The following is a 19,337-nucleotide window of genomic DNA, read 5'->3' as shown; positions in this document are numbered from 1 at the left end:
GGTACAGGTGGCTTGTGGGGAGGCCAGCCGGGCAGGGCGGCGCAGACATTGCGCCGCACAAGGTCGGATTACTTATCGTCACCAAGACGGATTGGCTTACCGGGCTCGAGCGCTTCTTCTTCGAACACACGCCAATCTTTACCGCCTTCCTGACCTATCAGCTCTACAAAACGGCGCCCTTGCAGCGCATCTTCAAGGTTGCCGGTGTAGCGAGAGTTACCTTGGGCTTGCAGGGTGATATGGCGATCGCGTTCAGGCTGGGTGGGCGATATTACGTTCAACTTGAGCACGGCTGGGCCGGTAAGCCCTTTAAGTTGCATATCGATTACGCCAGTTTCATTGTCGAAGGTGATAGTGGCGCTGACCTGAAGCTGCTTGGCCAGATTCTCACGCTCGAGTGACTGGTTAATCCCTTTGCCGACTTCGTAGTAGTTGTCGGAAATCAGTCCGGGCGGATTGAGGATTGAGAAAATCAACAATAAGCTGCCCTGGACTACAGACAAACTGAGCAGGCCGATGATGAACCACGGCCAGAAGTTTTTGTACCAAGGGGAGACTGCTGGTTGTTCGGTCATTGTGTTGCCTACAGGTTAGCGAATGCTTGGGCCGTTGAATCGGCTATCAGCGTTGGAGTTAATACCGTCGTCTTCAAGTGCCTGCACATGGAACATGATTTTATTCGCACTGGACGGGAGCTTTTCCGGAGCAATTGAAAGCTCGACCGGCAGCGAGAGGACTTCGCCAGCTGCGGCCTTGACCTTGGTTGTGCCTGCGAACTCAATACCTTCAATGCCGTCAGCACTGATAACGTAAGTCACGTCATGCTGGGCTTTGTTCATGATTTTCAAGGTGTAGACGTTTTCAATGTGGCCGTCTTGATTCTCACGAAAGATCACCCGGTCTTTGATCACATCTAGACCGACCAAGGGACGGCTGGCGACGGCCCAGGCAAAAACGCCCATCATGGCGACAAGCGCGACGGCATAGCCTATCAGGCGCGGGCGCAATAAGTGGGTTTTCTGACCTGATAGATTGTGTTCAGTTGTGTAACTGATCAACCCTTTCGGGTAATCCATTTTTTCCATGATGCTGTCACAGGCGTCGATACAAGCGGCGCAACCGATGCATTCAAGTTGTAGGCCATCGCGGATATCAATACCGGTAGGGCAGACCTGCACACACATGTGGCAGTCGATACAGTCGCCTAATCCCTGGGCCTTGTAGTCGGCGCCTTTTTTCCGCGGGCCACGGCCTTCGCCGCGGCGCGGGTCATAAGAAACGATCAGGGTGTCGGTGTCGAACATCACACTCTGGAAGCGCGCATATGGGCACATGTAGATGCACACCTGCTCACGCAGCCAGCCCGCGTTGCCATAGGTGGCAACTGTGAAGAATCCGACCCAAAACAAGGCCCAGCCACTGGCGTCAAACGTAAAGAGGTCGGGGATCAACTCACGAATAGGGCTGAAATAGCCGACGAAGGTAATGGCGGTCGCCAGCGACACGCCAATCCAGATGCTGTGTTTGGCCAGTTTGCGCAGGAATTTGTCAGCACTCATCGGTGCTTGGTCGAGTTTCATGCGTTTGTTGCGGTCACCCTCGGTGACTTTCTCGCCCCACATGAATACCCAGGTAAATACGCTCTGCGGGCAGGTATAGCCGCACCAGACTCGCCCGGCAAATACCGTGATAAAAAATAAACCAAAGGCACAGATGATCAACAGTGCCGAAAGCAGCACGAAGTCTTGTGGCCAGAAGGTAGAGCCGAAAATATAAAATTTGCGTTCTGGCAGATTCCACCAGACGGCTTGGCGACCATCCCAGTTGAGCCAGACAGTGCCGAAATAAACAAGAAAGAGAAACGCTCCGCCAACTCTGCGCAAGTTGCGAAAGACACCGGAAAAGGCACGGGTATATATCTTCTCCGCGCTAGCGTAAAGGTCAGTCGATGACTGTACTTTTGCGGCAGGAGGGGTGACGTTCTTAACTGGAATTTGGCTCATCAGTTCGTCCCAAGCGGTTAAGTGGGGTGCCGCAGTCGATACGTGCCGACCGTGGTCATTTTAATAACGCTATGGTACGCCTGAGGTTCATGCCACCGGGTGCGACTGACCGTCGCGCCCGGTGGTAGAAGGTATTACTCTGCTGCCGGTTTGTGCGACAGGCTGTACACATAAGCTGCTAGCAAGTGAACCTTGTCGTTACCGAGGAAGTCTTTTTGCGTTGGCATTTTGCCGTGACGACCGTAACGAATGGTTTGCTGCAATTGAGCAAAGCTGGTGCCGTATATGAACGCTGCCGGGTCAGTCAGGTTAGGTGCACCCATTGCAGGTGTACCTTTGCCGTCTGCACCGTGGCAAGCGAAGCAAGTGGTGCTGAAGACCTTTTGGCCCGCAGCGATATCCGCTTCGGCGCCTTCAGGCAATTTACGGCCAGCCAGTTCGGTCAAAACGTAAGCGGCTACGTTATGCACGCCTTCTTCGCCAATGATTGGCAAGTGAGCGGGCATTGCACCTTCACGACCTTCCATGATGGTGGTCTTGATGGTTTCAGGCTCGCCGCCCCAGCGCCATTCGTTGTCGGTCAGGTTAGGGAAGCCATAAGCACCCTTGGCATCTGAGCCGTGGCAAACCGAGCAATGCGAGGCAAACAGGCGGCCGCCCATTTTCAACGCTTGGTCGTCTTTAGCGACGTCTACGATTGGCATTGCCGCGTACTTGGCGTAGATCGGGCCGTACTTGGCGTCTGCCTTGGCCATCTCTTTTTCCCACTGGTGAACGCCAGTCCAGCCAGCATTACGCTCCTCGCCACCCGCAATGTCTACGTTAGTAGCGAAAGGGGTTTTGGCTTCGTTGTCGAGGTACTCAAAGCCTGGCAGCAGACCTTTCCAGTTACCCAAACCTGGGTAAAGGGCCAGGTAGCCGAGGGCGAAAACGATGGTGCCGACGAACAACATAAACCACCACTTAGGCAGTGGGTTGTCGTATTCCTCGATGCCGTCGAAGGCGTGGCCTACAGTTTCGTTGGTTACTTCGTCGTTTTTTTGACCTTTACGTGTGCCGAAGATCAGCCACGTCAAAGCAAAAATAGTCCCGAGTGAAAGTATTGTTACGTACCAACTCCAGAAAGTGGTCATTGGTTATTGCTCCTGGAAGATTGCTCGTCACGCTCGCTTGGTTTCGGCTCGTCAGCAAAAGGCAAATTGGCAGCGTCGTCAAAATCTGACTTGCGTCTGCTGCTGAATGCCCATAGCAGCAAACCTATGAAGGCGACGAATACAACTGCTGTGCCTATACCGCGAATAGTCCCGATTTCCATCGTGCGTTACCGTTTGCTCGTGATAGAGGTGCCAAGAACCTGCAGGTACGCAATGATGGCGTCCATTTCGGTTTTGCCTTTAACAGCTTCTTTGGCCCCAGCGATATCTTCATCGGTGTAAGGCACGCCGAAACCACGCATAACTTCCATCTTCTTCGCAGTGTCTTTACCGTCGAGCTTTTTCTCAACCAAGAACGGGTACGCCGGCATAACTGACTCAGGCACTACGTTGCGCGGGTTGTACAGGTGTGCACGCTGCCATTCATCCGAGTAACGACCACCCACGCGAGCCAGATCAGGACCGGTACGCTTGGAGCCCCATAGGAATGGGTGATCCCAAACGCTTTCACCGGCAACCGAGTAGTGGCCATAGCGCTCAGTTTCAGCGCGGAATGGGCGAATCATCTGCGAGTGGCAGCCGACACAGCCGTTGGCGATGTAAACATCACGCCCTTCGAGTTGCAGCGCGGTGTATGGCTTGAGGCCTTCAACCGGCTCGTTAGTCACGTCCTGGAAAAACAACGGGACGATTTGGGTCAGGCCGCCGATGCTGACGCAAAGCACCATCAGCAGGGCCATCAAACCAATATTTTTCTCGATGATTTCGTGTTTCATCAGTGAGCTACTCCGGCAGGAATCATTGCCGCGGCGTCATACTCAGCCGGCTTGGCGGCACGCACGGTGCGGTAGGTGTTATAGGCCATCAGCAGCATGCCGAAGACGAAGAACCCACCACCAATTGCGCGAACTACATAGCCAGGGTGGCTTGCTTGCAGGGCTTCAACGAACGAGTAGGTCAGGGTGCCGTCTTCGTTCACTGCGCGCCACATCAAGCCCTGAGTGATGCCGTTTACCCACATCGAAGCGATGTACAGAACGGTACCGATAGTGGCTAGCCAGAAGTGGGCGTTGATCAGGCTAATGCTGTGCATTTGCTCACGGCCGAATACTTTCGGCAGCAAGTGATACAGCGAGCCAATAGAGATCATCGCAACCCAACCGAGGGCACCAGCGTGTACGTGGCCGATGGTCCAGTCAGTGTAGTGAGACAGTGCGTTGACGGTCTTGATGGCCATCATCGGACCTTCAAAGGTCGACATGCCGTAGAACGCCAGCGATACCACCAGGAAGCGCAGGATCGGGTCGGTGCGCAGCTTATGCCAAGCGCCAGACAGGCTCATCATACCGTTGATCATGCCGCCCCAGCTTGGAGCCAACAGGATGATCGACATCGCCATACCGAGGGACTGAGCCCAGTCCGGCAGAGCGGTGTAGTGCAAGTGGTGAGGACCGGCCCAGATGTACAGGGTAATCAGTGCCCAGAAGTGCACGATAGACAGGCGATACGAGTAGATCGGACGTTCAGCCTGCTTCGGTACGAAGTAGTACATCATGCCGAGGAAGCCGGTGGTCAGGAAGAAGCCTACGGCGTTGTGGCCGTACCACCATTGGATCATGGCGTCAGTTGCACCGGCGTACATCGAGTACGACTTGAACATGCTCACAGGCATTTCTGCGCTGTTAACAATATGCAACATTGCCGTCACCAGGATGAAGGCGCCGTAGAACCAGTTGCCGACATAGATGTGCTTAGGCTTGCGCTTAACAATTGTGCCGAAGAACAGAACGGCATAAGCCACCCAGACGACCCCCAGAAGGATGTCGATTGGCCATTCCAGTTCTGCGTACTCTTTTGAGCTGGTGTAGCCCATTGGCAGAGTAATCACAGCGGCAACGATAACTGCTTGCCAACCCCAGAAGACGAAAGACGCCAAGGAGTCAGAAATCAGACGTACCTGACTGGTGCGCTGCACCACATAAAGTGAAGTTGCCATTAGCGCGCATCCGCCAAAAGCGAAAATCACCGCGTTAGTGTGCAGAGGGCGTAAACGACCGAAAGTCGTCCATTCCAAGCCGAAGTTGAGTTCAGGCCACACAAGTTGTGAAGCGATGAAAACGCCTAGGCCCATGCCAATGACCCCCCAAATTACCGTCATGACGGCGAATTGGCGGACCACCTTGTAGTTATAAGCAGTCGGACTGATTGCTGTGCTCATTGCTGGGGTTCCACGGTTAATGGATTTTTTAGGGATAAAAATCGGCGGCAAGTATGTATAAAGCGGTAAGGCATTGCAACGCTACAAGCCGACGCGATCAGGGTTTAAAGGCATTTAAAAAGCATTTTGAGCAATTCAAAAACGCTTTATTAACAATACTCTAGACCCATTTAATGTTACGCAAAGATGGGAATCGCCTATAGGTTGTGCAACGTGGCGAATGCAAACAAGATTAGCTCATCTTCTTGGGCATGAGTGCCGCTGGTCGGCGGGGTGCGACGTCAGGTCGCACTTTGATTCTTGGTCTTATGCCCCAAGCTCGCCACGCTGCCAGCCAATCATAACGAGCCTGCAACCGCAATCACTTCTCTTTGGGTGACATCTGTATAGTTTATTGCTGGATTCGTTGTTTTGGTTATAAACGACCACATGGCCCTTAGCGGCCAAGTTCTGCTGCTCCTTGGTTTCTAACTGCAGCGTTATTGAAAGCACATGCAACTGATTAGAGGTGCCGCAGTGAAAGCAAGTATGGATAAAGCCTCAATGGTGGATGTTGATCAAGATCAATCCGGCGCCGTAACGCAGTGCCCGGCTTTAGTCTGGGATCAACCTCAGGGTATATGTCACGCCACCTTGATTCTTGCCCACGGTGCTGGCGCGCCGATGGACAGCGACTTTATGCAGCAAATCAGCCAGTTGCTGATGGCGCGGGGCATTGCTGTGGTGCGGTTTGAGTTTGCCTATATGGCCGCCAGGCGTATCGATGGAAAACGTCGCCCACCTAATCCACAGAAGCAACTACTTGAACAGTGGCGAAGTGTTTATGCCGCTGTGCGCCAGCAAACAAAAGGTATTGTTGCGATGGGTGGCAAATCCATGGGCGGGCGTATGGCGAGCATTGTCGGGGATGAGTTCGCTGCAGATGCGCTGGTGTGTCTCGGCTACCCGTTCTATGCCGCAGGTAAACCTGAAAAGCCAAGAACTGCGCACCTTGAATCGTTGCAGGTACGCACACTAATAGTTCAGGGTGAGCGAGACGCGCTGGGTAATAGGCAGACGGTTTCAGATTACAGCTTGTCGTCGGCGATTAGCCTGAAGTGGTTGGCGGCGGCAGATCACGACCTCAAGCCGCTAAAAAGCTCAGGTTTTAGTCATTCGCAGCATCTCGAGTCTGCTGCGAATGAAATTTCAGCATTCCTCACTGCTAAATAGCGGGTGCTGAAATCGCTCTGTTGCGCTGGCGATAGTTTGCGCCAACTGCGGTAATAATACTGAAGCTTGCCGCTAATGCGCCGACCCATCCGAAAAACCACAGTTTGCCTGCAAAGTCATCTTCGGCATAAGACGCGGCAAACTGGGTTTTGCCGTAAGTGGTGATGGCAATGCTGATTATTAGCAGGGTGCTGAATGTAATCAGCTGGAATTGCCAGCGCCGACTGGCTAGCGTCGCCAGAAATAGCATAACCAGCCCGCTGGCAATCGCTAAGTAAGCGATTTTCATGCCCCAGCGTGGATGTGCGCCAAGTGCTGCTGGTCCGCCAAAGTAAACGAATGCCAGAATTGCCAGCGCGGCAATAACCGCGCCCTCAAGAGTCGAAAGGTTAAAGCGGGAGCCAGTGGTGGCGGATTGTTGCGCGAGCATGTGAGTTCCTAGTCAGATCGGCTATCGCGGGTGCGACGGTCTACTGAGGGCCAGGCCCGCTAAAAATTACAGATGCACAGTCTGTCAGGGCGCAGCTTGATAGAGTTCGAGAGGCAATCCGTCTGGATCGCTGAAGAAGGTAAAGCAACGTTGTGTGTATTGATCAATCCGGATGGGCTCAACGCTTATGCCTTGCTGCTCAAGTTGCGCTTTGACCTGGGCAACGTCATCGACCTCGAACGCCAGATGGCGCAGGCCTTGTGCTTCAGGGTATGAGGGGCGAGCAGGGGCCTGTGCAAACGAGAATAGCTCGATTTGCGAGCCGTCAGCCAACGCCAGGTCGAGCTTATGGGAGTGACGGTCTTGCCGGTACTGTTCGGCAATAATCTGCAAGCCAAGGATATTGACGTAGAAGTGTTTGGAACGTGAGTAGTCGGAGCAAATAATGGCAGCGTGGTGGATGCGTTTTAGCATAGAGGGCAGTGCTCAACAGGTGTATTTCGCGAGAACGGATGTAGCCTGTTTGGCAGTCTGCCGTCTATCTGGTTCAAATCTGCTGCAAAACTATTAACCACGTAGCGCCGATTAGTTCATCAGTGCTGACATTTCAGGGGTATCAGAAAATTGCGAGAAATTGTCTTTGAATGCGCTTACTGATTGCTGCTGGTTATCAATCACGCACATTGAAGTGAGTGGGTGCGCCGTGGTGCACTGCTCAGGTACTGAGCCAATGCCACAGTAGCGCTGACCGTACCAGGCAAGGCTAGGGCTTTGCTGTACGCAACCGTAAGACACATCACCAATGTAGTTGATTGCACCGTTGCTCACACTGAATGTCAGTGGGCGACTGTAAGTGCCAAGCCATGCTTTGCTCGGGCCGATCGCTGATACCGCATAGGTGCCTGCTGGGAGCCACATTGAGAACTCTGAGGCGTTCGCGTCTGTGATGGTGTAAGTGCTGCCACTCAGGGTGTCGCGAAACTGAATATCAGCACCCGCATAGGCCGCGTCATCAATCGAGCCGACGATTATGCCTGCGTTTTGCAGGTTGAATTTTTCATCGCTGGTCACTGTGTATTCGGGCGAGGGTAAAGAGGTGCATCCAGCAATGACTGAGCCTATGCACACAACGAGTAAACGGGTGGAAGTAAGCTTCATGCTGACACCTGATCCTGATGTATGTTTCAGCGTAAATGCCTACGCCGTTGATTTCATTGACATGCAACAGGCGTGCATTTGCAGGTTACGCAAATGAACATCCTTGATGGATTAAATGTAGGGCAGGTTTTGCGTTCAATCAACTACGAACAGCTTGGCGCCTGTCTGTGTTGATGAGCGATGTGGTTCAGCATTGTCGGCGACCTGATAGCTCATGCCCGGTTTAAGGGTAAAGGTGCGACCATCTTCCAATTCGGTGTGCAATTCACCTTCTAGGCAGAACAAGACATGGCCCTTACTGCACCAGTGATCAGCCAAGTAGCCCGCTGAGTATTCGACGATGCGCACGCGGATGTCACCGAACTGGCTGGTGCGCCAAGTAGCAACGCCTGTTTCACCAGCATGTTGTGTTGGCTCAATCGCCGCCCAGTCGGTGGTAACAAAGGGAATATTGCTGATATTCATCGCGTGCGTCCTAGGCTTTATTGAAAGCAGCGATAATGCAGGTGTTGATTAAGTTTCTCTAGATTATTTTGTCTAGATTACCGAGTAGGGCGCGCTATTGTAACGCGCCATGCTCGTGTGCAGACCTTAACGATTGAAGCGCTCGACCAGGGAATACTGACCCTGCGCTGTTTGGGTTAATTCTTGGCTAAGTGCTGCGGTGCTTTGCGCATCGGCTGCGGTTTGGTCTGAGAGTTGGGCGATGGTGGTGATATTGCGGTTGATCTCATCAGCGACAGCGCTCTGTTCTTCAGCAGCGGCAGCTATTTGATCGGCCATATCGGCAATATTGGCTACGGAGTCGCTGATACCAGAGAGCGCCTCGTCAGCTTTTAATACCCGTTCGACGCCATCGTCAGCCTGTTTGCGACCAATATCCATGGTCATGACGGCTTCTTCTGCGGTGCGTTGCAGTTTGGCGATCAAACCGTGAATTTGCTCGGTCGACTCAGCTGTGCGCTGGGCAAGCGAGCGGACTTCATCGGCCACCACGGCAAAGCCACGGCCCATGTCACCAGCGCGAGCCGCTTCGATGGCAGCGTTAAGTGCCAACAGGTTGGTTTGATCGGCGATGCCTTTAATCACATCAACCACGCCGCCGATTTCGTTGCTGTCCTGGGCCAAGCGAGTAACCGTTTCGCCGGTTTCACTGACTGATACCGACAAGCGTTGAATGGCTTCGCGAGTTTCAGCAGCGATGGCGCGACCTTCACTGGACAGCCGATTGGCTTCTTGGGTGGCAATGGCGGTACGTGCGACATTACTCGCAACTTCGAGTGTGGTGGCTGCCATTTCGTTTACGGCAGTGGCGACCATCTCGGTTTCTTGGCGTTGACGTTCAAGGCCAGCAGAGCTGTTCTGCGCCAGTTTGTCTGCCTGGCAAGCTTGCTTGGTAAGGTTCTCGGCGCTGTCTTGCAAGCGGGTTAAGCAGGTTTTGAGGCGTGCCTCCTGGCTCAATGCAGACATTTCAAGTTGGCCGAGAGGGCCTTGAGTGTCGGTGTACATTTGCGCGATAAGCGGATCTGAGGTGGTTTTCTCAGCCAGACTCAGTAGGCGCCTGAAACCGCGTTGCTGCCAGCGTAAACCGAGGGCTCCGACAGGTACAGCAACCAGTGCCGAAGCCAATAAGCCGATGGAAGTACCCAGCCAAGAACCAATCAGCCAGCTAATCATCGCGACAAGCAAAAAAGGCAGCCAGTCGACGATTATTGGCTGTAGTTTGGCCGCGGCTGACATCGCAGGTTTACCTGCGTTGATGCGCATGTAAAGATTTTCAGCGCGCTTGATCTGTTCGCTCGTGGGTTTGATCCGTACCGATTCATAGCCAACTACTTGGTTGCGTTCAAGCACCGGTGTGACATAAGCATTAACCCAGTAATGGTCGCCATTTTTGCAGCGGTTTTTGACGATCCCCATCCAGGGACGACCTTTTTTCAAGGTGGCCCACATGTGTTCAAACACTGCTGACGGAACATCCGGATGACGCACAAGATTGTGCGGCGCGCGAAGTAGTTCGGCGTCGGAGAAACCGCTGATCGCAATAAAAGCTTCGTTGCAATAAGTGATTTGACCTTTGAGGTCTGTCGTGGATATCAGCCGTTGCTCGGCAGGGAAGGTGCGTTCACGTTGGGTGATAGGCTGATTGTTGCGCATGACGTGGCAGATCCATGAAGTTGATACTGCATATCATCGGCCCGAGGCGTCGCAAGTTGAGGGTGATTTAGCAAATAAAGTTACTGAACTTTAGTTTGATTGATTTAAATCAATTTTATCCCTGTTTGAACTGGCGCTCGGACAGCTATTAATGTCCGAGCGCTCTAGTCAGGCTATTTGCCGGCAATCAGTTGGCGCAGGACATAATGCAAAATGCCACCTGCTTTGAAGTACTCAACTTCGTTCAAGGTGTCGATTCGGCAAAGCACTTCAACGCGCTCGCTGCTGCCATCCTCGCGACTGATTTCGACAATAAGGTTCATCATTGGACGAATTTCAACGCCATCCAAACCGGTGATTTTCAGGGTTTCCTTGCCCGTTAGTTGAAGGCTTTTACGGTCTTGACCGTCCTTGAACTGCAGCGGTAGCACACCCATGCCAACCAGGTTGGAGCGGTGAATACGTTCGAAACTCTCAGCCAGCACGGCTTTTACCCCGAGCAGGTTGGTACCTTTTGCTGCCCAGTCACGGGATGAGCCTGTACCGTATTCTTTACCGGCAATGACCACCAGCGGCGTGCCTTCTTGCTGATAACGCATGGCTGCATCGTAGATAGACAATTGCTCGCCACTTGGAATGTGCAGGGTGTTGCCGCCTTCGCTGCCATCGAGCATTTCATTGCGAATGCGGATGTTGGCAAAGGTGCCGCGCATCATCACTTCATGGTTGCCACGCCGCGAGCCATAAGAGTTGAAGTCAACAGGTTCAACCCCTTTCTCACGCAGATAGCGACCCGCCGGGCTGTCACTTTTGATATTGCCAGCTGGAGAAATGTGGTCGGTGGTGACCGAGTCGCCAAGCAGTGCCAGCACGCGGGCGTTGCTGATGTCACCAATGTGCGGCGGCGCGTCGGCAATGCTTTCAAAGAAGGGCGGATGCTGGATATAGGTCGAGTCAGATTGCCAGTTGTAGGTGTCGTCCTCGGATACTTTAATCGCCTGCCACTGTTCATCGCCGCTGAATACCTCGGCGTATTCTTTGCGGAACATGGCGGTGTCGACCTTCAGAATCGCATCGCTAATTTCTTTTTGGCTCGGCCAGATATCTTTCAGATACACCGGGTTGCCGTCTTTATCATCGCCCAACGATTCTTCGGCAATATTGATCCGCACATTGCCAGCCAGTGCGTAGGCTACGACCAAAGGTGGCGATGCCAGCCAGTTGGTTTTCACCAGAGGATGCACGCGGCCTTCGAAGTTGCGGTTGCCAGAGAGTACCGAGGCAACTGTTAAGTCAGCACTTTGAATCGCTTTCTCGATCGGCTCTGGCAATGGCCCAGAGTTACCGATGCAGGTGGTGCAGCCGTAACCAACCAGGTCGAACCCGAGCTTGTCCAGGTATTGAGTGAGGCCCGCGGCATTGAAGTATTCGGTAACCACTTTCGAGCCTGGAGCCAATGAGCTTTTAACCCAGGGTTTGCGCTGCAAGCCCTTTTCCACGGCCTTTTTCGCGACAAGACCGGCGGCCATCATTACGCTTGGGTTGGAGGTGTTAGTGCAAGAGGTGATTGCGGCAATCACCACGGCGCCGTTTTTCAGGCGGTGTGACTGGCCGTCAAATTCATAATCGATTTCACCGATGGAGTGTTCGCTGCCAACGGCTGTACCGCCTCCGCCTTCACTGAGCAAGCGGCCTTCTTCTTTACCGTTGGGCTTGAGTTGCAAGCCAACAAAGTCATCAAATGCCTTGTGTACTTGCGTTAATGCCACGCGGTCCTGGGGACGTTTAGGGCCAGCAAGACTGGCTTCAACGCCGCCCATGTCGAGCGACAGGCTGTCAGTGAAAGTGGGTTCCTGGCCCTGTTCGCGCCACAAGCCTTGGGCTTTTGAATAGGCTTCAACCAGGGCAACGGTCTCGTCCGGGCGGCCCGATAAACGTAAGTAGCCCAGGGTGATTTCATCCACCGGGAAGAAACCACAGGTTGCGCCATACTCAGGCGCCATGTTGGCGATAGTCGCGCGATCAGCCAGTGGTAGCTCGGCGAGGCCATCACCATAAAACTCAACGAATTTACCGACCACGCCCTTGCTGCGCAGCATTTGGGTGACGGTCAGTACCAAGTCTGTAGCGGTGATGCCTTCTTTTAGCTTGCCGGTAAGCTTGAAGCCGATTACTTCGGGGATCAGCATTGAAACCGGCTGGCCAAGCATGGCTGCTTCAGCCTCGATGCCGCCAACGCCCCAGCCCAATACACCGAGACCGTTGATCATGGTGGTGTGTGAGTCGGTGCCGACCAAGGTGTCTGGGAAGGCGAAGGTTTGTCCGTCCTCTTCTTTGGTCCAAACTGTGCGTCCCAGGTATTCAAGGTTTACCTGGTGACAAATACCGGTACCCGGCGGCACCACACTGAAATTGTCGAAGGCATGCTGGCCCCAGCGCAGAAACTCGTAACGCTCACCGTTGCGTTGCATCTCAATGTCGACGTTTTGAGTGAAAGCACTGTTTGTGCCGAATTTATCAACCATCACCGAGTGGTCAATGACCAAGTCAACGGGTGAGAGCGGGTTGATTTTTTGCGGGTCGCCACCGGCTTTGCTCATGGCATCACGCATCGCGGCAAGGTCGACGACTGCAGGCACGCCGGTGAAGTCTTGCATCAGTACGCGGGCAGGGCGGTATTGGATTTCTCGGTCAGAGCTGCGCTTCTTCAGCCAGGCGGCAATGGCTTTAAGGTCGTCGCCGGTGACGGTTTTATCGTCTTCCCAGCGCAATAAATTCTCTAGCAGTACTTTCAAGGACATGGGGAGTTTGTCGATATTGCCCAGCGATTTGGCCGCTTCGGGCAAACTGAAGTACTGGTAGGTTTTGTCGCCAACTTTTAGGGTTTGGCGGCTGTTCAGGCTATTTAGGGATGGCATTCAAAGCTCCTTTCATGACCACACGGCTGGTCGGGCTGAACGTGTTGTGTTTTCTTCAGGCAGGCTTAAAAGCTAGTCGCAGCTGAAGAGCACTGCCATTTATAGAATGTATTTTTTACCGTGCCACTCATGGCCGATAACATCAAGCGGCTACTACCTCGACCCAGCTAAAGGCAACGAGCACAGATGTGTGACGTTGGCTGTGCGAAGGGTTTGCACGCGTCTTCCTTATGCAGTCGTTTTTTGATGGGTTACTAAGCTGGACATGATTTACAGCCTTGGGTTCCCAACTTCGCTATCATGCGCGTCTTGAGGAGATCCCCGATGAATACTTTGTTACTGCATTGCCGGCCCGGATTTGAAAGCGAAGTTTGCTCTGAAATCAGCGAGCATGCGGCTAATTTGCAAATCGCTGGTTACGCCAAAGCGAAAACATCCAGCGCTTGTGCAGAATTTATCTGCACTGAAGCGGGCGGTGCCGAACGGTTGATGCAGGGAGTACGTTTTAAACAACTGATTTTCCCCCGCCAGTGGGCGCGCGGTGCATTTATTGATCTTCCCGAAACGGACCGCATCAGTGTTTTGCTTGAGCATCTGCGCGACTTTCCGGTTTGCGGCAGTGTTTGGCTCGAAGTCCTCGATACCAATGACGGCAAGGAACTGTCGAATTTCTGCAAAAAATTCGAAGTGCCGCTGCGCAAAGCATTAGCCAAAGCCAACAAGTTGGTTGACCAACCGAGCAAGCCGCGTTTGCTGTTGACCTTCAAGAGTGGGCGTGAGGTGTTTGTGGGACTGGCAGAGTCAAATAACAGTGCTATTTGGCCGATGGGTATTCCTCGGTTGAAATTCCCTCGTGAGGCCCCGAGTCGTTCGACGTTGAAGCTTGAGGAGGCCTGGCACACCTTTATCCCGCGTGAGGAGTGGGATGAGCGGTTGCATGGCGACATGACGGGTGTCGATCTTGGCGCGGCCCCGGGCGGCTGGACTTATCAATTGGTCAGGCGTGGCATGTTGGTCACGGCCATTGATAACGGACCCATGGCGCAAAGCTTGATGGATACGGGTTTGGTGCAGCATTTGATGGCCGACGGTTTTACCTACAAGCCGCGTCAGCCGGTGGACTGGATGGTGTGTGACATTGTAGAAAAACCTGCGCGCAATGCGGCATTACTGGAAACATGGCTGGGTGAAGGTTTATGCCGCGAGGCGGTGGTCAACCTCAAGCTGCCTATGAAGCAGCGCTATGCCGAGGTGCGTAAACTGCTGGACAGAATGGAAGCAGGTTTTGCTGAGCGGCGGATTAAGGTATCGATTGCCTGTAAGCAGCTCTATCACGACCGTGAAGAGGTCACTTGCCATCTGCGCCGCCTAGGCAAGTAGTTACTAATAGGTGACCTTGGGGTCAGCTTTGCGCGACAATAGCGGCATATATTTGGAGTGTTTAGATGTCTGACCCGAAAGATCTCACGCCTGACGCGGTACTTGATGCCAGCGGACTGAATTGCCCTGAGCCGGTGATGATGCTGCACAACAAGGTGCGCGATTTGCCAGCCGCCAGCTTGCTCAAAGTCATCGCTACAGACCCGTCAACACGTCGGGATGTGCCGAAATTCTGCGTGTTCCTGGGTCATGAGTTGCTTGATCAGGCTGAAGCGTCTGGGACGTACCTGTACTGGATCCGCACCAAGCTCGATTGATTGCCAGGCTGCAATGAATGCGTCGTTTGTCTAAGTCCGGCACGATGACTGCGTCTATTCAGGGCGCGAGCAGCACAGGACTTTGCCCAGGGGCCTAACCCGCGTGACGCTAAACATGCCGGGCAAGCATTTTCCGCATACCCCACCAAGCGTACCCATTTGTCGAGAGCGTTGTTTATTGGCTAGCCGTTTATTGGCCAACCAATGCCCGTGAAATCTGCAAACTCGACCCGTTTAAAGGCACGTCCGTGCTCTGCTGTCCTGTCGGCGCATCGCAACTGTGCCGGGTGATATCGCCGCCATGCCAGTGGCTGAATTAAATCACTGTGAAAGTGCGCTAGTTTCCGGTTGGTCATGCTTGATGCATCAAGCGGTCAAGTCTCTGTGCGTCAACGTTTGTCCCCGGTAATTGCTTGGCAGGCGAAAGCGCCTACAGAACTTTCGGATTGAACTGGGTGATTGTTATCCTCGAGTAGTGGGCTTTAAAATCAGGATGTGTAATATTTAATAAAGCGGTGATTGTATTTGGGGTTATTGTATTTGAATCGTTGTTTAATCTGTTTTCATGTTTATGATGGTCTGGAGGGCTGGGTTTTATAAAAAGTTATAAGCGGTTAGAAACAAATGCAGCTGAATGGGTGCGTGTAATTACTTACAGGGAGTAATAGGCAGTGATTAAAAGGATTGATCAAAATGATCGGATGAGCCAAGCCTCGCAAAACGGAAGTCTTCTTGTTTTGTCTGGGCAAATCTCCTCAGGTAAAGATGTCACTGAGCAAGCGCAAGGCGTGTTCAATACTATCGACGGCCTCTTGCAAAAGGCAGGAGCAGACAAATCGAATATCCTCTATGCCAATATCTTTCTCACGGATATGGGCGACTATGAGGCGTTCAATCAGGTTTGGGATAAGTGGGTTGCCAGCGAACAAGGGCAGACACCTTCGCGGGCTGCCATTCAAGTGGTGCGCCTTGCAAACCCTGACTGGGTGGTTGAAGTGCAGGTATTTGCCAGCATTTGACCCAATGACTTTCCTTGTTGAGGAAAGAGCAAATTATTAATCTGTGTTGGAGATGTGTTAGTTATGGACGACAATAAATTCCCGAAGCCTACCGTCAAACTCAATGATGACGAAATATCAACAGATCTTGCATCCATCAATATGCAGGATATTGTTGTTCCGGGTTATGGTGCTCCGCTTCTGGACCGCCGTATGCGCTGTCGACTACTTGAGTGCCATCCTGGTGGAACCATTGTTCTTCACTCTCATGAGAATCGACCTGCGATTCTTTATGTGCTTGAAGGCGTTGGGGAAGAGCATTCCAATAAATCAAAAGACACGGTTATCTGGAAGGCCGGTGATTGTTTTGCGGAATATAATGATATCGAGCATTGGATTAAGAATCTTTCAGAGAAAGCGCCGCTTAAAGTGCTGACATTTGACCTTTTTGATGATGGTGTTCATGGCGCTAATCATCCTGATTACAAGCCCTGCAATAGCGGCTGCTAACCAGAGGGTTGTAACCTCTGTTGTTTAAGTGTCACGCCAAGGACCAAGTTCGCTATCTGTTGTCGAAGTTGGTCCTTGGCGTCCGCTCCCTGAGCCTTTGCCCAAGGAGTAGTCATTTGCCCGCGATTGCAGTCATGCAGTCTGCTTGGATAAGCGAATATATTTGCGCGCACTCCGGCTCAGGCGTATAGCCAACATCACAGCTGCGCAGGTTAAGCCAACCACCAAGCCTTGCCACAAGCCCTCCGGGCCGGAGGGCTCGCCCAGCCAATTGGATAGCCCCAGCGCATAACCAACGGGTAGGCCAATGCCCCAATATGCGAACAGCGTCAGTAGCATGGTCACGCGAGTGTCTTGGTAGCCGCGCAAAGCTCCTGCGGCGGTGACTTGAATCGCGTCCGAGAGCTGGAACAGCGCGGCATAGATAATCAGCGTGGATGCCAATGCAATCACTGTTGGGTCCGGGGTGTAGATGCTGACGATCGGTTCGCGGAGCAGCAAAATAAGGGTTGCTGAGCCGCAGGCGTAGGCCAGCGCTGTTGCCATGCTGACTCCGGCTGCAAAGCGTGCGCCGCGCGGGTCGTCGCGGCCGAGCGCCTGACCGACGCGAACAGTCGACGCCATGCCCAAAGAGTAAGGGATCATAAATACCAGCGAGCTGAAGTTCAGGGCAATCTGGTGTCCAGCAACAACTGTTGCACCAAGGCCGCCGATCAATAGGGCGATCACCGCGAAAATACTCGATTCAGCGAATACAGCGATGCCTATCGGCAAGCCGATAGATATCAAACGTTTGATCACCGACCACTGCGGCCAGTCGAAGTGTTTAAACAGCTCGCTCGACTTGTAAAAGGACGCCCATTTGACCCATACCAGCATGCACACAAACATGAAAGTCATGACCAGACCGGTCGCCCAGCCGCAGCCAACGCCGCCCATGGCAGGTAAACCCAATTTGCCGTAGATGAAAATGTAGTTCAGCGGAATATTTAGCATTAGCCCAAGGATGCCAATAACCATGCTTGGGCGGGTATGACCAAGGCCGTCGCTGAAACAGCGCAGCACGTGGTACAGCGCAACGGCAGGGAAGCCGCAAGCCACTGCACGCAGATAGCCCATTGATGGCGCGATCAAATCAGGCTCGACATTCATGCTGTGCAGCACAACTTCGGCATTCCAGAGTAGTGCCGCTGCGCCGCCGCCGACCACGATCGCCAGCCACAAAGCTTGGCGCACCAAGGGGCCAATGCTGGCTTCATCACCCGCACCATAGCGCTGGGCGACTTTCGGTGTGGTTGCCAGCAAAATGCCGGTCATCAGTAGAAAAACCGGCACCCAAATCGAGTTGCCCAGTGCCACGGCAGCCAAGTCACGAGGGCCTACGCGTCCAGCCATCAAGGTATCGACGAAGCCCATGGCTGTATACGCCAGCTGGGCGATGATGATTGGCGTGGCGAGCATCAGCAAACCACGAAGTTCGCGGCTTACGCGTTGAGTCCGTGTTGCAGCGACTGAGGTGGCAGACATGACTGATGCTCTCGTAAAACCGTGCAGTATACGCTCTGACCTTTTAGTCAGGAAAGGCCGTAATCATCTGTTTTAATAGGTTGTTCAGGGGCGCGTTGCAACAATTGATTTACACGGCCTCGGTCGATAACTGCGAGCACCATGCTGTTAGACTACAGGCTTGCCCCGTGGAGCCATGCCATGCGAATTGTTGCAGACGAAAACATACCCTTGCTTGATGAGTTTTTTGCAGATTTTGGCTCGATCACGCGCCAGCCTGGACGCTCGATTGACCCGGCAGCAGTCGCCACCGCAGATGTGCTGTTGGTGCGCTCGGTAACACAGGTCAATCAGCAATTGTTGCAGGGCAGTGCAGTAAGGTTCGTCGGCACTTGCACCATTGGTACCGACCACCTTGATCTCGATTATTTCCAGCAGGCCAACATCGCTTGGTCCAGTGCTCCGGGTTGCAACGCGCGTGGTGTTGTCGATTATGTATTGTCGAGCTTGCTGGTTCTGGCGCAGGACCAAGCGCTTGATTTGTCCAAGCGCACTTACGGCATTGTCGGGGCGGGGCAGGTCGGCAGTCGTCTGCAGGCTGTTTTGCAAGGTCTTGGTTGGACGGTATTGGTCTGTGATCCGCCACGGCAGTTAGATGAAGGTGGGGATTTTGTCAGCCTGCAACAGATCATCACCGAGTGCGATGTGATCAGCCTGCATACCCCGTTGGATAAAACTGGCGAGCACCCAACCCATCACCTGCTCAATGCTGAAAATCTATCTCAGTTACAACGGGGCGCGTGGTTGATCAATGCCAGCCGTGGCCCGGTGATTGATAATTTGGCGTTGCGCCAACTGTTAGTGCAGCGCGAGGATTTGCGTGCAGTGTTGGATGTCTGGGAAGCCGAGCCAACCGTGGATGCCCAACTGGCTGCGCTATGCCGGATCGCTACGCCGCATATTGCAGGCTATAGCCTCGACGGTAAATTGCGCGGGACGGCACAAATTTACAGTGCATTTTGCGCGTTTATGGGGCAACCAGAGAAGCACCGCCTGGATGATTTAATGCCCGCACCGTGGTTGTCGGAGATGCGCTTTGCCGCGACTGTGCCGTGTGACTGGCTGATTGCGAGTATTTGCCACGCGGTTTACGACCCACGTCGAGATGATGCAGATTTTCGTCTTAGCTTGATTGGCGATGAGCTGCAGCAGCGTGCAGCTTTCGATGCACTGCGCAAAAATTATCCAATGCGCAGAGAAATAGAAGGACTCAAGGTTAGTTTTGATGATCAGCCATCGGCAGAGCTTGCGCGGGTATTGCAGGCGCTCGGTGTAGCTGCGCGCTAAGCAGCCTTAGCGCGCTTTATTGCACAATC

General features: G+C 53.3%; 19 protein-coding genes and 1 pseudogene. 6 read left to right on the top strand and 14 right to left on the bottom strand.

Annotated elements, in window-relative coordinates; all coding sequences use genetic code 11:
• Positions 1–68: 68 nt before the first annotated feature.
• From B9K09_RS12195 to ccoN, 6 genes are all read right to left on the bottom strand, one after another.
• Positions 69–575, bottom strand: coding sequence for a FixH family protein (locus tag B9K09_RS12195; RefSeq protein WP_087517055.1), 507 nt, complete (start codon positions 573–575; stop codon positions 69–71).
• Between the two features lie 15 nt (positions 576–590).
• Positions 591–2,006, bottom strand: a complete 1,416-nt coding sequence (ccoG, locus tag B9K09_RS12190; protein WP_087517054.1) for a cytochrome c oxidase accessory protein CcoG — start codon at positions 2,004–2,006, stop codon at positions 591–593.
• Between the two features lie 131 nt (positions 2,007–2,137).
• Positions 2,138–3,136, bottom strand: coding sequence for a cytochrome-c oxidase, cbb3-type subunit III (gene ccoP / locus B9K09_RS12185; RefSeq protein ID WP_087517053.1), 999 nt, complete (start codon positions 3,134–3,136; stop codon positions 2,138–2,140).
• Positions 3,133–3,318 (bottom strand): cbb3-type cytochrome c oxidase subunit 3, encoded by a 186-nt coding sequence (locus tag B9K09_RS12180; RefSeq protein ID WP_087517052.1) that lies wholly within the window; start codon positions 3,316–3,318, stop codon positions 3,133–3,135. Before B9K09_RS12180 ends, ccoP begins: the two co-directional genes overlap by 4 nt.
• A gap of 6 nt (positions 3,319–3,324) precedes the next feature.
• A complete protein-coding gene (gene ccoO, locus B9K09_RS12175) occupies positions 3,325–3,933 on the bottom strand; it encodes a cytochrome-c oxidase, cbb3-type subunit II (RefSeq protein WP_087517051.1) in 609 nt (202 codons plus the stop codon).
• The gene (gene ccoN / locus B9K09_RS12170; RefSeq protein ID WP_087517050.1) at positions 3,933–5,375 is read right to left on the bottom strand and encodes a cytochrome-c oxidase, cbb3-type subunit I; all 1,443 of its coding nucleotides are present in this window, start codon (positions 5,373–5,375) and stop codon (positions 3,933–3,935) included. The genes ccoO and ccoN overlap by 1 nt, the downstream gene beginning before the upstream one ends.
• A 528-nt stretch (positions 5,376–5,903) precedes the next feature.
• Here ccoN and B9K09_RS12165 point away from each other — a divergent pair.
• A complete protein-coding gene (locus tag B9K09_RS12165; protein WP_371917460.1) occupies positions 5,904–6,587 on the top strand; it encodes an alpha/beta family hydrolase in 684 nt (227 codons plus the stop codon).
• Here B9K09_RS12165 and B9K09_RS12160 read toward each other — a convergent pair.
• From B9K09_RS12160 to acnA, 7 genes and pseudogenes are all read right to left on the bottom strand, one after another.
• Positions 6,580–7,017, bottom strand: a complete 438-nt coding sequence (locus B9K09_RS12160) for a hypothetical protein (protein WP_087517049.1) — start codon at positions 7,015–7,017, stop codon at positions 6,580–6,582. The genes B9K09_RS12165 and B9K09_RS12160 overlap by 8 nt on opposite strands.
• A gap of 84 nt (positions 7,018–7,101) precedes the next feature.
• On the bottom strand, positions 7,102–7,491 hold the full coding sequence (locus tag B9K09_RS12155; protein WP_087517048.1) for a VOC family protein: 390 nt from the start codon (positions 7,489–7,491) through the stop codon (positions 7,102–7,104).
• Between the two features lie 111 nt (positions 7,492–7,602).
• The gene (locus B9K09_RS12150; protein WP_157699352.1) at positions 7,603–8,175 is read right to left on the bottom strand and encodes a hypothetical protein; all 573 of its coding nucleotides are present in this window, start codon (positions 8,173–8,175) and stop codon (positions 7,603–7,605) included.
• A 135-nt stretch (positions 8,176–8,310) separates the two neighbouring features.
• Positions 8,311–8,640 (bottom strand): DHCW motif cupin fold protein, encoded by a 330-nt coding sequence (locus tag B9K09_RS12145; protein WP_087517046.1) that lies wholly within the window; start codon positions 8,638–8,640, stop codon positions 8,311–8,313.
• A gap of 126 nt (positions 8,641–8,766) precedes the next feature.
• Entirely contained in the window at positions 8,767–9,852 is a 1,086-nt protein-coding gene (locus B9K09_RS12140) for a methyl-accepting chemotaxis protein (RefSeq protein ID WP_371917459.1), read from the bottom strand.
• A 153-nt stretch (positions 9,853–10,005) separates the two neighbouring features.
• Positions 10,006–10,332, bottom strand: a pseudogene (locus tag B9K09_RS22955) (PAS domain-containing protein); the annotation flags it as partial.
• 173 nt (positions 10,333–10,505) lie between these two features.
• Entirely contained in the window at positions 10,506–13,250 is a 2,745-nt protein-coding gene (acnA, locus tag B9K09_RS12135; protein WP_087517044.1) for an aconitate hydratase AcnA, read from the bottom strand.
• A 324-nt stretch (positions 13,251–13,574) separates the two neighbouring features.
• Between acnA and rlmM the strand changes: the two genes are divergently transcribed.
• The 4 genes from rlmM to B9K09_RS12115 all read left to right on the top strand — a co-directional run bounded on the left by rlmM (position 13,575) and on the right by B9K09_RS12115 (position 16,455).
• A complete protein-coding gene (gene rlmM, locus B9K09_RS12130) occupies positions 13,575–14,630 on the top strand; it encodes a 23S rRNA (cytidine(2498)-2'-O)-methyltransferase RlmM (RefSeq protein WP_087517043.1) in 1,056 nt (351 codons plus the stop codon).
• 65 nt (positions 14,631–14,695) lie between these two features.
• Positions 14,696–14,947, top strand: a complete 252-nt coding sequence (tusA, locus tag B9K09_RS12125; RefSeq protein WP_087517042.1) for a sulfurtransferase TusA — start codon at positions 14,696–14,698, stop codon at positions 14,945–14,947.
• A gap of 671 nt (positions 14,948–15,618) precedes the next feature.
• The gene (locus B9K09_RS12120) at positions 15,619–15,966 is read left to right on the top strand and encodes a RidA family protein (protein WP_218191962.1); all 348 of its coding nucleotides are present in this window, start codon (positions 15,619–15,621) and stop codon (positions 15,964–15,966) included.
• A 63-nt stretch (positions 15,967–16,029) separates the two neighbouring features.
• Entirely contained in the window at positions 16,030–16,455 is a 426-nt protein-coding gene (locus tag B9K09_RS12115) for a cupin domain-containing protein (protein WP_087517040.1), read from the top strand.
• Between the two features lie 132 nt (positions 16,456–16,587).
• On the opposite strand, the gene B9K09_RS12110 is transcribed toward B9K09_RS12115, so the two are convergent.
• The gene (locus B9K09_RS12110) at positions 16,588–17,982 is read right to left on the bottom strand and encodes an MATE family efflux transporter (RefSeq protein ID WP_087517039.1); all 1,395 of its coding nucleotides are present in this window, start codon (positions 17,980–17,982) and stop codon (positions 16,588–16,590) included.
• 180 nt (positions 17,983–18,162) lie between these two features.
• Here B9K09_RS12110 and pdxB point away from each other — a divergent pair, with 180 nt between their 5' ends.
• A complete protein-coding gene (gene pdxB / locus B9K09_RS12105; protein ID WP_087517038.1) occupies positions 18,163–19,308 on the top strand; it encodes a 4-phosphoerythronate dehydrogenase PdxB in 1,146 nt (381 codons plus the stop codon).
• The last annotated feature ends 29 nt before the right edge of the window (positions 19,309–19,337 follow it).

The organism is Pseudomonas sp. M30-35 (genome assembly GCF_002163625.1).
Classification (GTDB): domain Bacteria; phylum Pseudomonadota; class Gammaproteobacteria; order Pseudomonadales; family Pseudomonadaceae; genus Aquipseudomonas.
This window is presented reverse-complemented; position numbering and strand designations above follow the sequence as displayed.

Coding starts and splice junctions, on each gene's coding strand:
- B9K09_RS12165 (WP_371917460.1), top strand. CDS start 5,904: ATGGATAAAGCCTCAATGGTGGATGTTGATCAAGATCAATCCGGCGCC.
- B9K09_RS12180 (WP_087517052.1), bottom strand. CDS start 3,318: ATGGAAATCGGGACTATTCGCGGTATAGGCACAGCAGTTGTATTCGTC.
- B9K09_RS12115 (WP_087517040.1), top strand. CDS start 16,030: ATGGACGACAATAAATTCCCGAAGCCTACCGTCAAACTCAATGATGAC.
- ccoP (WP_087517053.1), bottom strand. CDS start 3,136: ATGACCACTTTCTGGAGTTGGTACGTAACAATACTTTCACTCGGGACT.
- B9K09_RS12155 (WP_087517048.1), bottom strand. CDS start 7,491: ATGCTAAAACGCATCCACCACGCTGCCATTATTTGCTCCGACTACTCA.
- B9K09_RS12160 (WP_087517049.1), bottom strand. CDS start 7,017: ATGCTCGCGCAACAATCCGCCACCACTGGCTCCCGCTTTAACCTTTCG.
- ccoO (WP_087517051.1), bottom strand. CDS start 3,933: ATGAAACACGAAATCATCGAGAAAAATATTGGTTTGATGGCCCTGCTG.
- B9K09_RS12140 (WP_371917459.1), bottom strand. CDS start 9,852: ATGATTAGCTGGCTGATTGGTTCTTGGCTGGGTACTTCCATCGGCTTA.
- tusA (WP_087517042.1), top strand. CDS start 14,696: ATGTCTGACCCGAAAGATCTCACGCCTGACGCGGTACTTGATGCCAGC.
- B9K09_RS12195 (WP_087517055.1), bottom strand. CDS start 575: ATGACCGAACAACCAGCAGTCTCCCCTTGGTACAAAAACTTCTGGCCG.
- rlmM (WP_087517043.1), top strand. CDS start 13,575: ATGAATACTTTGTTACTGCATTGCCGGCCCGGATTTGAAAGCGAAGTT.
- ccoN (WP_087517050.1), bottom strand. CDS start 5,375: ATGAGCACAGCAATCAGTCCGACTGCTTATAACTACAAGGTGGTCCGC.
- B9K09_RS12150 (WP_157699352.1), bottom strand. CDS start 8,175: ATGAAGCTTACTTCCACCCGTTTACTCGTTGTGTGCATAGGCTCAGTC.
- pdxB (WP_087517038.1), top strand. CDS start 18,163: ATGCGAATTGTTGCAGACGAAAACATACCCTTGCTTGATGAGTTTTTT.
- acnA (WP_087517044.1), bottom strand. CDS start 13,250: ATGCCATCCCTAAATAGCCTGAACAGCCGCCAAACCCTAAAAGTTGGC.
- B9K09_RS12110 (WP_087517039.1), bottom strand. CDS start 17,982: ATGTCTGCCACCTCAGTCGCTGCAACACGGACTCAACGCGTAAGCCGC.
- B9K09_RS12145 (WP_087517046.1), bottom strand. CDS start 8,640: ATGAATATCAGCAATATTCCCTTTGTTACCACCGACTGGGCGGCGATT.